8 protein-coding genes are annotated in these 11,146 nt (G+C 64.2%); 7 read left to right on the plus strand and 1 reads right to left on the minus strand.

Features of this window, described 5'->3' with window-relative positions; all coding sequences use genetic code 11:
- Window position 1 precedes the first annotated feature (1 nt).
- The 7 genes from PMI02_RS09625 (at window position 2) to PMI02_RS09655 (ending at window position 9,375) form a co-directional block, all read left to right on the plus strand.
- A complete protein-coding gene (locus PMI02_RS09625; RefSeq protein WP_007682007.1) occupies window positions 2-1,606 on the plus strand; it encodes an AMP-binding protein in 1,605 nt (534 codons plus the stop codon).
- A complete protein-coding gene (locus tag PMI02_RS09630) occupies window positions 1,603-2,604 on the plus strand; it encodes a nitronate monooxygenase family protein (protein ID WP_007682014.1) in 1,002 nt (333 codons plus the stop codon). Before PMI02_RS09625 ends, PMI02_RS09630 begins: the two co-directional genes overlap by 4 nt.
- Before the next feature lie 15 nt (window positions 2,605-2,619).
- The gene (locus tag PMI02_RS09635; protein ID WP_007682015.1) at window positions 2,620-4,047 is read left to right on the plus strand and encodes an NAD-dependent succinate-semialdehyde dehydrogenase; all 1,428 of its coding nucleotides are present in this window, start codon (window positions 2,620-2,622) and stop codon (window positions 4,045-4,047) included.
- Window positions 4,048-4,093: 46 nt separating this feature from the next.
- The gene (locus tag PMI02_RS09640) at window positions 4,094-5,692 is read left to right on the plus strand and encodes a GMC family oxidoreductase (RefSeq protein WP_007682016.1); all 1,599 of its coding nucleotides are present in this window, start codon (window positions 4,094-4,096) and stop codon (window positions 5,690-5,692) included.
- A gap of 198 nt (window positions 5,693-5,890) precedes the next feature.
- Entirely contained in the window at window positions 5,891-7,171 is a 1,281-nt protein-coding gene (locus tag PMI02_RS09645; RefSeq protein ID WP_036503201.1) for an MFS transporter, read from the plus strand.
- 73 nt (window positions 7,172-7,244) lie between these two features.
- Window positions 7,245-8,735, plus strand: coding sequence for a carbohydrate porin (locus PMI02_RS09650; protein ID WP_007682019.1), 1,491 nt, complete (start codon window positions 7,245-7,247; stop codon window positions 8,733-8,735).
- Window positions 8,736-8,745: 10 nt separating this feature from the next.
- Window positions 8,746-9,375, plus strand: coding sequence for a flavin reductase family protein (locus PMI02_RS09655; protein ID WP_007682020.1), 630 nt, complete (start codon window positions 8,746-8,748; stop codon window positions 9,373-9,375).
- 176 nt (window positions 9,376-9,551) lie between these two features.
- Here the strand turns inward: PMI02_RS09655 and PMI02_RS09660 are convergent, their stop codons facing one another.
- Window positions 9,552-10,679 (minus strand): DUF4062 domain-containing protein, encoded by a 1,128-nt coding sequence (locus tag PMI02_RS09660; RefSeq protein WP_036503190.1) that lies wholly within the window; start codon window positions 10,677-10,679, stop codon window positions 9,552-9,554.
- Window positions 10,680-11,146 lie beyond the last annotated feature (467 nt).

An 11,146-nucleotide genomic window follows, 5' to 3' on the forward strand; every position in this document is an offset into this window, starting at 1 on the left:
GATGGACCTTTCCACCATCTGTCCGCTTACGGTCGATGCAGCGCTTGCCCGCGCCGCCGCCACGGCTCCCGATGTCGAAGCCATCGTCGCCGACGACGGCAGGCTGACTTTCGCCCAGGTGGCCGACCGCGTTGCGCAGCTGCGCTCGGCTCTGGTTGCCGCCGGGGTGCGTCGGGGCGATCACATCGGCCTGTGCATCGGCAACCGCGTGGCTTTTCATACGATGTTCCTGGCGCTCGGCACGATCGGGGCGGTGACCGTACCGGTAAATACCCGCTTCCGCGCCGAGGAAATGGCTTATGCGCTGCGCCAGTCGCGCGTCTCGATGCTGTTCCTCGCCGACCGCTTCCTGCGGATCGACTTCGTGGATATGCTGCGCAGCATCTGCCCGGCGATCGACACCGCGCTGCCCGACGCCGCGATGCCCGACCTGATGCGAGTGGTGGTTCTGGGCGAGGACGTGCCCGGCGCGGCGATGTCCCTCGACGATTTTCTCGCCGCCGGCACCGTGCCCGCCGCGCCGACTTGCGCCCCCGATGACATCCTGTTGATGCAGTATACCTCGGGCACCACGTCCTTCCCCAAGGGCGTGATGCTGCGCCAGCGCAGCATGCTGGCCAACGCGTGGTTTTCCGGCGGGCGCATGGGCCTGCGCATCGGCGACCGCTATCACAGCGCGCGCCCGTTCTTCCACGTCGCGGGCAGCACGCTGTCGATCCTCTCGTCGTTGCAGCACATGGTCACGCTGGTGAGCATGGACCGTTTCGAGGGCGACAAGGCGCTGGCGCTGATGGAGCGCGAACGCTGTACGCACTTTTCCGGCAATGACACGATGGCGTTGATGCTCCTCAACGATCCTTCGCTGCCGCAGCGCAAGCTGTGCCTGCGCGGGGCCTGGGCGGCTGCCTCTCCCGCAGTCATGCGCCGCATCGTCGATGAACTCGGCGCGGTGGAGGCAGTGGCCGGCTATGGCCTGTCCGAAGCCTCGCCCAACATCGCCCAGTCCGCCTGGTGGGAGCCCGAGGACGTGCGCGTCGCCTCGCTGATGCGCCCGCAGCCCGGTGTCGAGGTGCGCATCGTCGGTGAGGACGGCACCGACCTGCCGATAGGCGAGCGCGGCGAGATCGCCGTGCGCGGCTGGAACGTCATGGCCGGCTATTACGACAAGCCGGAAGAAACCGCCGAGACCCTGACGCAGGACGGCTGGCTCTCCACGGGCGACCTCGGGACACTCGACGCCGAAGGGCGGCTGCAGTTCCTTGGCCGCGCCAAGGACATCGTACGCGTCGGCGGCGAGAACGTCGCGCCCGCCGAGATCGAGGATATTCTCCACCGCCATCCCGCGATCCGCCAGGCCGCAGTCATCGGCGTGCCCGATCCGCGCTTGATGGAGGTGATCGGAGCCTTCGTCATCGCCAACGAGGGTGCGCAGACCGACGAAGGCGCCGTGATCGACTGGTGCAAGGACAACATGGCCGGTTTCAAGGTTCCGCGCCACGTCTGGTTCGTCCCCGATTTCGAGGCGATCGGCATGACCGCCAGCTCCAAGGTGCAGAAAAAGCCGCTCGCCGAACATGCGCGCCGCCTGCTGGGAATCGAGGCATGAGGATCGAGACCGCGATCACCCGGCTGCTGGGGATCGACCTGCCGATCCTGCAAGCCGGCATGTCCTGGGCCTCGTCCAACGCTGCCCTGCCGCTGGCGGTGTCGCGCGCTGGTGGGCTGGGCGTCATTGCAGCCGGGCCGATGCGGTTGCCTGCACTGGCCGAGGCTATCGACGCAGTGCGCGAAGGCACCGACCGGCCGTTCGCCGTCAATATTCCGCTCTATCGTCAGGGGGCGGACGAGGTACTCGACCTGCTCGAGGAAAAGCGCGTCCCTATCCTCATCGCCTCGCAGGGCGGTCCGAAGAAGTATCTCGAACGCTTCAAGGGCATTGGCACCACCTGTCTGCATGTCGTCGCCAGCGAGGAACACGCGCTCAAGGCGGCAGGCGCCGGGGTGGACGGGCTGATCGTGGTCGGCGGCGAGGCGGGAGGACATCCGCCTACCGAACTCGTATCCACTCTGGTCGTGACCCGCGCGGTGGTGCGCGCGCTCGCCGGTGCGGTGCCGGTGGTGGCATCCGGCGGCTTCGCTGACGGGGCAGGGCTTGCCGCCGCGCTCTCGCTTGGCGCGGGGGCGGCCAACTTCGGCACCCTGTTCATGGCGACGCCCGAAGCGGGGCTGCATCCCGCCTACAAGCAGGCGGTCATCGCTGCATCCTCGACCGACACCCGCACCGTCGGGCGCGGCTTCGGCATGATCCGCACACTGTCCAACCCCTTCGCCGAACGCATGGCCCAGGCGGAAGCTGCCGGCATGCCCGCAGGCGACCGTCGCGCGCTGTTCGCCGCCGGCACGCTCAAGATGGCTGCCCTCGACGGCGATGTGGCCGAAGGCAAGGTCGAGGCCGGGCAATCGGTCGGCCTGGTGCGCTTGATCGAGCCTGCCGGCGACGTCGTGCGTCGCATCACCGCCGAATATCTCGCCGCGCGTGCCGGGCTCCCCGGTTCGGACGCTGCAACTGAACCCAGGGACGCGGCCGTCGCCGCCGCCCGCTGAACGGAACCGATCATCATGACCTATCCCGACACCCAGCTTTTCATCGATGGCGAATGGACCGGCACGGCGCAGATCGACGTCATCAACCCGTCCACCGGCGAACGCATCGGCGGTCTCGCCAAGGCAAGCACTGCCGACCTCGACCGCGCGCTGGCCGCGGCGGAAAAGGGCTTTGCCACATGGCGCAAGACCTCGGCTTTCGAACGCTGCGCGATCATGCGCAAGGCCGCGCAGATCCTGCGTGAGCGCGCCGAGGACGCGGGCCGGATGATGACCCTCGAGCAGGGCAAGCCCTTTGCCGAAGCCAAGGGCGAGGCGATGTCAGCGGCCGACCTGATCGACTGGTTCGCCGAAGAAGGCCGCCGTGCCTACGGCCGCATCATCCCCGCCCGCATTCCAGGTGTGTACCAGCTGGTCGTCAAGGAGCCGGTGGGCCCGGTCGCGGCGTTCACGCCCTGGAACTTCCCGATCAATCAGGCCGTGCGCAAGATTTCGGCCGCGCTCGCCGCCGGTTGCTCGATCATCGTCAAGGGGCCCGAGGAGACCCCGGCGTCCTGCGCCGAACTGATCCGCGCCTTCGCCGATGCGGGTGTTCCGGCGGGCGTGGTCAACCTCGTCTACGGTGATCCGGCCGAAGTGTCCTCGTACCTGATCCCGCATCCAGTAATCCGCAAGATGTCGTTCACCGGCTCGACCCCGGTGGGCAAGCAGCTGGCGGGCCTTGCCGGCCAGCACATGAAGCGCGCGACGATGGAACTGGGCGGGCACGCTCCGGTGCTCGTCTTCGAGGACGCCGACGTGACCGGCGCGGTCAACTTCATGGCCGCCTTCAAGTACCGCAACGCCGGACAGGTCTGCACCTCGCCCACTCGCTTCGTAGTGCAGGACGGCGTGTTCGACCCGTTCGTCTCGCAGTTCGTGGACTATGCCAAGGGCGTCAAGGTGGGCGACGGCATGGCCGAGGGCACCCAGATGGGACCGCTCGCCAACGACCGCCGTGTCACCGCGATCGAGACGCTCATCAAGGATGCGGTGGAGCGCGGCGGCAAATTGCTGACCGGCGGCCACCGCATCGGTAACCACGGCAACTTCTTCGAGCCTTCGGTGCTGGTCGATGTGCCACTGGACGCGCGGGTGATGAGCGAGGAGCCGTTCGGCCCGCTCGCCGTCATCAACCGCTTCTCGACCTATGCCGAAGCGATCGAGGAGGCAAACCGGCTGCCGTTCGGTCTGTCCGCCTATGCCTTCACCCGCTCGCAGCTGACCGCCCAGAAGCTGGCCGAGGACGTGGAAAGCGGCATGATGTCGATCAACCACATCGGCCTGGCCTTCCCCGAAGTGCCGTTCGGCGGAGTCAAGGAAAGCGGATATGGCACCGAGGGCGGGGCCGATGCGCTGGAGCCCTATCTGGTCGCCAAATACGTCACTCAGGCCAACGCCTGATCCCGAGCCCGAGAACATAACGCCAGGGCCCAGGAGAGATACCAAGATGACTGATACGTACGACTACATCGTGGTGGGTGCGGGATCGGGCGGCTGCGTGGTAACGCAGCGCCTGGTCGCGGCCGGCAAAAGTGTGCTGCTCCTGGAAGCGGGTCCGGCGGACAACACGCCGTTCATCCACACGCCCGCCACCTTCATCCGGGTGATCGGCACCAAGCGCACCTGGATGTACCGCACCGAAGCCGAGGACAGCATCCTGGGCCGCCAGATGTACGTGCCGCAGGGGCGCACGCTCGGCGGAAGTTCCTCAGTCAACGCCATGATCTATATCCGCGGCCAGCGTGAGGATTATGATAACTGGGCGGCGCTGGGTTGCGACGGCTGGAGCTACGACGACGTGCTACCTGTGTTCAAGCGGGCGGAGAACAATCAGCGGCTTGCGGGGCCGTACCACGGTAACGACGGGTTGCTGCACGTTTCCGACCTGCCATACCATCACCCACTGAGCTACGCTTTCATCCGCGCCGCGCAGCAGGCCGGGGTGCCGTACTCCGACGATTTCAACGGCGAGCGGCAGGATGGCGCCGGCTTCTTCCAGACCACCACCCATAACGGCAAGCGCGGCTCGACGGCGGCGACTTATCTCAAGGCGGTGCGCGGCAGCAAGCTGCTGACGATCCGCACCGAAGCCACCCTCGACAGCTTGCTGTTCGAGAACGGCGCGGTATCGGGCGTCTCCTATCGCGACAAGGCTGGCCACCGTTACCAGGCGCTGATCCGCGAGGAATGCATTCTGGCGGCGGGCGGCATCGGCACGCCCAAGGCGCTACAGCTTTCAGGCATCGGGCACGAGGGTGAACTGGCCGCCCACGGCATACGTGCGGTGCGGCATCTGCCTGGTGTGGGCGAGAACTTCCAGGATCACATCACCGCGTCGGTCTATGGCCAGACGCGCAATCCGATCAGCCTGCTGGGCGCAGACAAGGGTGTCAAGGCGGCCCGCCACGGGCTGCAATACCTGATGTGGCGTACCGGCCTGCTGACCTCGAACGTGATCGAAAGCGGCGCCTTTGTCGACACCACCGGCAAGGGCGGGCGGCCTGATGTGCAACTCCACGTTACCCCGCGGCTCGTCGGCGATTTCGACCGCGAGCCGCCTGCGGGACATGGCCTGACCATCAACCCGTGCATCTTGCGCCCGACGTCACGCGGGACGGTAAAGCTGCGCAGCGCCGATCCGAACGACCAGGCGATGATCGTCGCCAACAACCTCACCACGCGCGAGGACGTCGAGACGATGGTGCGCGGGCTCAAGCTGTCGCGCCGTATCCTGCGCGCGCCGGCGCTCGCGTCCATCGTCGAGCGCGAAATCCTGCCCTCCGAAGACGAGCATATCTCCGACGCGGACCTGGAACTGCACGCGCGGACCGTCGCCAAGACCGTTTATCATCCGTCGTGCACTGCCAAGATGGGCAAGGACGCGATGGCAGTGGTCGACCCACAGCTGCGTGTTCACGGCGTGCCGCGCCTGCGCATCGCGGACATTTCGGTGATGCCCGAACTCATCAGCGGCAACACCAATGCGCCGACGATCATGATAGGCGAACGCTGCGCTGATTTCCTGCTGGATCGTCGCGCCGGATAGAGGTTAACTGTTGACTATATCAACACATGTGCGAATGTGTGTTGGACAAGATCGCGGACTACCACTGCGACACGCGATCACTGTATCGATCATGGAGAATGGGATGGCTTACGTAAGGTTTGCCGGCGCACGCGTGTGCATCGGCAAGAGGGCAGGGCTGTGAGCGCCATCGCGGCAGTCGCGGCGCCGCCTCCCGAAATGACGGACGAACAGAAGCGCGAAGCTGCCGTAGTGCGCAAGGTCGCGCGCCGGGTGCTGCCCTTTATCGTCCTGTGCTACATCGTCGCCTATCTTGACCGCAGCAACCTGAGCGTTGCGGCGCTGACGATGATGGACACGCTGAACCTCAACTCGGCGCAGTTTGGCTTCGCTGCGGGAATTTTCTTCCTCGGCTATATCTTGTGCGAACTGCCTTCGAATCTGCTGCAGGTCCGCTTCGGTCCCCGCCGCTGGATCGCGCGGATCATGATTTCGTGGGGTATTCTGGCTGTCTGTATGGCTTTCGTCACCGGCGCCACCAGTCTTTACGTGATGCGCGTGCTGCTCGGCATCGCCGAGGCCGGGTTCTTCCCGGGCATCATCTTCTACCTCGCTTTCTGGTTCCCGGCCGACTACCGGGCGCGCGTGTTCGGCTGGTTCCTGGCCGCCATCCCGATCTCGATGATTATTGGTGCGCCGATTTCGGCGGCCCTGCTTTACATGGACGGCATCGCCGGAATGCACGGGTGGCAATGGCTCTTTATCATCGAAGGTCTGCCCGCCGTTGCGCTGGGTATCGCCTGCCTGTTCCTGCTGACCGACACGCCGCAGGACGCCACCTGGCTGGATGACGGCGAGAAGAAGACCCTGATCGCCCTTCTTGCCCGTGACGGTGGCCCTGAAACCGCCAGCACCCACGGCCCCATAGGCGAGGCGCTGACCAATCCGCGCATGTGGCAAATGGCGATCGTCAACCTGGGCCTCATCGCCGGCAGTTACGGCGTGGTCTTCTTCCTTCCGCAGATGATCGCTGAATTTGGCGCGAGCCACTTCGAGAACGGGTTGATTTCCTCGCTGCCGTTCATCGCCTCGCTGGCGGGGATGCTGGCGTGGAGCTGGCATTCGGACCGTACGGGTGAGAGGCGCTGGCACGTCGTCGTGCCGATGCTGTGCTCAGCTGCCGGCTTCGTGCTGGCCGGCCTGATCGCGGGACCGATCGGCAAGACGCTTGCGTTGATGATCGCGGCGGCTGGCTCGTACATGGCCATGGGTCCGTTCTGGCAATACGTGCCTACGTTCCTTCAGCGCGGCAAGAGCGCGGCGGCGGCGATCGCGCTGATCAATATGATCGGCAGTCTCGCGGGCTTCTTTGCCCCGGTGCTGATGGGCGAGGCCAAGCAGATGACCGGCAGTTACCTGGGCGGCCTTGTTTTCACCGCCGTCCTGGTTGGCATCGGCGGCCTCACGACGCTGCGCCTCACGGCAAAACGGGCGGCCTGATCCGCCGCCCGGCAAGACAGACATCAAGATGCCGCCCCACCTAATGGGGCGGACACAAGACAGGAGCAGGACTATGTCTCTCGCAGTTTCGCGGGCTTGCCGCATCGCGCCCAGGCTGCACGCCGCCCTCGCCGGCACTGCACTTACTACGATTTTAGCGGCCGCCGTCGTTCCGGGCATTGCGGTCGCTCAGTCCAAGGCTGTTGCGCAGGACACGGAAGTGACCCCGGTCATCACTATGGCGCCCGCGCAGGACAGCCAGGCAATGCCGCCGTCCTCGGCGCAAGCGCTTGTTCCGGCGACTTCGCCCACGCCGGCTCCGGCCGGAACCTCGCTCGAGAGCGACGCAGACAAGTTCAAACGCTTCGACAAGCTCGCCGAGCCGGGTCTCACCACGACGTTCCCCGGATCGGGTGACACGCTGCTGGGCGACATTGGAGGTTTCCGCACCTGGCTGGCGGAGCACGAGATCGGCCTGCAAGCCCGTGCCGGCTTCGTGGGCGTGTACAACCCGCTCGACAAAGGGCAGCCGCGTTCGCCCCAGCGCTACAACGGCCAGCGGCCCACGGTGCAGACCCAGTCGCTCAACATCATCGCAACGATGGGCCTCAAGAGCATCGGCCTGCCCAATTCGAAGATCATCCTGGGCGGCAACTACCTCGTCACGACGTTCTATCCCAACGGGCCGAACACTGTGGGTTTTCGCAACATCGCCTTCTACCAGAGCTTTGCGGATGGGAAGATCGAGTTCAAGGCCGGCATCATGCCCGAATACTATGAATTCGTCGGCTTCTACGCGGGCGGCACCCCGGTGCTTGCCTCGGGCGTCACGGGGCTGATTCCGATCCAGGCGGGCCTGAGCGCGGATCCCGCCCCCACCCCAGCCGCGAACCTGACGTTCCACTTCAAGAAGGGTGCCTACTTCAAGACCGCAGTCCAGCGCAGCACCGCGCCTGCCGGCACACCTTATGAACTGCAGCACAACGGCCCCAATGTCGCGTTCAAGATGAAGGACGCAGGGCCGCTGTTCATCGGCGAGGTCGGCATCCGCCGCGCCGCCACCGGGCAGAACAAGCAGGTTTGGGTGCGTGCAGGCGGGCTCTACAACGATTCCAACTACACCCGCTTCGATGGCGCCGGCACGGCTTCTAACCATTCGATCTACGCCGCCGCCGATTTCCAGGTGACGCAGCCCGACCTGACCCTACCGGGGAAGGGCTTCTACGTCGGCGGCAGTGGGTTCTGGGCGCCCGACAACGTCAACCGCATCACCCAGACCTACGAGGCGCGCATCTACCAGATCGCCCCGTTCGAATCGCGACCGCTCGATTCCGCAGCGCTGCGCGTTGGGTACAACAGGTATTCGTCCGACGGGCAGCGTGCCACCGAAGCCACCGGCGGCCATGCCAACGGGCATCAGCTATCGGTGACGGGAAGCTACTCCCTGCACGTGACCAAGGGCCTGTTCTTCACCCCGGCGGCGGCCTACATTAAGAATCCTTCGCCCATCGGGGACTTCAATGATGCGCTATCGCTGTCGGCGACGATCTACGCGCTGTTTTGAGATGGCCAGCATGACGGACGAAAGCGGCATGCATTTCTATGACCCCGCACAGCGACACGGCCTGCCGCACGATCCGTTCAAGGCGATCATCGCTCCGCGCCCGATCGGTTGGATCTCCACCCTGTCCCCGGACGGGGTGGCGAATCTCGCGCCTTATTCGTTCTTCGCGCCGATCTGTGATCGGCCACCGATGCTCATGTTCGTCTCCGAAGGCTGGAAAGACACGGTTGCCAATGCCGAGGCGACCGGCGAATTCGTGTGGAACATGGCCTCACGCGATTTGGCCGAGGCCATGAACGCATCGGCAGCGCTTGTCGGTGCGGGTGTGGACGAGTTCGAGTTGGCCGGCCTCGAGAAGGCGCCAGGCCGCGTCGTGCGCTGTCCTCGCGTCGCCGCAAGTCCGGTGTCGATAGAATGTCGCGTGGTGGAGATACGGCGGGTGGCGACCATGGATGGCGAAAAACTCGAACGTTGGACAGTCACGGGCCAGGCCGTGGGCGTGCACATCTGCCGCAAGACCCTGCGCGACGGCGTTTTCGATACGAGCTCGGCGCGTCCGATAGGAAGGGGTGGCTATCGTGACGAATATTTCGAAGCCAATCACGGCGCGATGTTTCGAATGCTTCGGCCAGATGGATGAGGCACTTCCCCGACCGTGATATGTCGGGTCTAATTCGGACCTGCCATTCGCGTTCGCTACGGGAATGGCAGGAATGTCCCACTTCAAGGCGGTGAACGAAGGGCCGGAATTAGGCGCCTCATTTTGACTCGGGAACGTCCATAATCAAGGCGGTTCGCCACAGGATCGAGACCAAGTTACGTCGCCGATGGAAATTGACGCCTTAGGGGTACCAGAATATCTTCAATTAACGCGTTCCGATCCAGACTTAAGGCCGCGCGACGTGCCGTTAGAATGACAGGGAGCCGCTCGCGCCCACCTCCCATACCCATCTGGACGGAATTCGGGTTTGCCGTCTGCTGCGCTTGTGTTCGCCAACCGCGATGCTCCACCCCGGTCAAGCGCGCCGCGATAACCAAATGCGTCAACCGCTGAGTACTGTCGATGTGATCGATGGTTTCTGCAGCGAAATCGAGTGCGATGCCGAGCCGATGCTGAACCGACTCCTCAACAATCACCATCCCGCTCATGTAATCCATGCCTCGCCCTTGCGAACAAGGCTCGTCTAGCGGTATCCGAACAATGACCGAGCCATGCTCAGTCAGGCGTATATTGGCACCCCGTTCTTGGCGAACCACAAGGTCGGCCCCGTCAAGACTGCTGGTGGTCCCAATCGAACGATCAAACAGCCGTTGCTTTCCGTAAAGCGCCGACTGTTCCAATCGCTCCACAAGCGTCTGGTCTTCAAGTTGGGCGGGCCGTAATATTCGCTGCTGTGGTCCTCCAACGATAACCAACTCGAGAATGGCAGACGTTAAGTGATTTCGGCTCTCAGCTGGAAGCATAGTTAAAGCACGAGCTGCCATCTCCTTTTCATCAACAGGCCCTGTCGCGTTAGCCAATGTCACGTCGTGAAGCGCTCGCGTCACACTATCCTGAAGGTCATCGGCGTTCACAAAACCGCCGCGGAACAGTCCTCCCTCCCAAGCCTGGACCTCGGCAATGAAAGCCGCCTGTTCTGGGCCCGGAGAAATGCCTTCCTGAACGAATGCAAGAACAGGCTTGGTTTCGCGCGCCTCGCGGTATTCCTGATGGGTCGCCGATAGGGTCGAGTTTGGGGGCACAAAGCCATAGTGCTCTCCAAGGATCAGAACGACCACGTCACTCGTTCGCAAGCCCTGCAGACAAGCGATCTGGGGTGAGTTTGGCTGGGCACCAAAATCCTCTGCCATCACTGGCTCGTGCCGGAGCGTGGTGGCAGCCCGACGTGCAGCCGCCCGTTTAGCTTCGAATCCAGTGATGAGTGAGCTAATGAAAATCCGCATCAGGCAAACTTAGGGTGTGATCACGCGTTGTCCACCGCGGGCGTTTGAACAAATGGCCGCTTTCAGGATGCCAGATGAGGCATGCAAACGGCTGCAAGGCGGGCGGGGTCAACGTCTGCTGCCGTTTACCGGGCCAGGATCGACTAGTTTCGTTCCCATCGGGGTCAACCGGCGTGCAAGTTTACGCCGTTTGACACCCATCGGGCCGAAACCAGCTGTTCCGGTCTTGTCAGTTTCGCGGACGGGGCACGCTATGGCCGCTTCGCGCCCTGCTGCGCCAATGGGCGACATTCCGGACCCGCCCTCATGCGGTCACCCCATCGAGATACGGCGACTGTCGTTGGGTACCGCGGCCTCGAGGGCTGTCTATGCGGCAGTTCCGTAAGCTCCAATCGTACTAGAGCGCCGGGTCGCTCGCACCTGGCGTGGCGGAGAAGTGAATACCTAATACCAACGGCCCGATGCGG

The organism is Novosphingobium sp. AP12 (genome assembly GCF_000281975.1).
In the GTDB taxonomy this organism is placed as follows: domain Bacteria; phylum Pseudomonadota; class Alphaproteobacteria; order Sphingomonadales; family Sphingomonadaceae; genus Novosphingobium.

Excerpts from the sequence above, each read along its gene's own strand:
- PMI02_RS09625 (WP_007682007.1), top strand. The coding sequence starts at position 2 with ATGGACCTTTCCACCATCTGTCCGCTTACGGTCGATGCAGCGCTTGCC.
- PMI02_RS09630 (WP_007682014.1), top strand. The coding sequence starts at position 1,603 with ATGAGGATCGAGACCGCGATCACCCGGCTGCTGGGGATCGACCTGCCG.
- PMI02_RS09635 (WP_007682015.1), top strand. The coding sequence starts at position 2,620 with ATGACCTATCCCGACACCCAGCTTTTCATCGATGGCGAATGGACCGGC.
- PMI02_RS09640 (WP_007682016.1), top strand. The coding sequence starts at position 4,094 with ATGACTGATACGTACGACTACATCGTGGTGGGTGCGGGATCGGGCGGC.
- PMI02_RS09645 (WP_036503201.1), top strand. The coding sequence starts at position 5,891 with ATGACGGACGAACAGAAGCGCGAAGCTGCCGTAGTGCGCAAGGTCGCG.
- PMI02_RS09650 (WP_007682019.1), top strand. The coding sequence starts at position 7,245 with ATGTCTCTCGCAGTTTCGCGGGCTTGCCGCATCGCGCCCAGGCTGCAC.
- PMI02_RS09655 (WP_007682020.1), top strand. The coding sequence starts at position 8,746 with ATGACGGACGAAAGCGGCATGCATTTCTATGACCCCGCACAGCGACAC.
- PMI02_RS09660 (WP_036503190.1), bottom strand. The coding sequence starts at position 10,679 with ATGCGGATTTTCATTAGCTCACTCATCACTGGATTCGAAGCTAAACGG.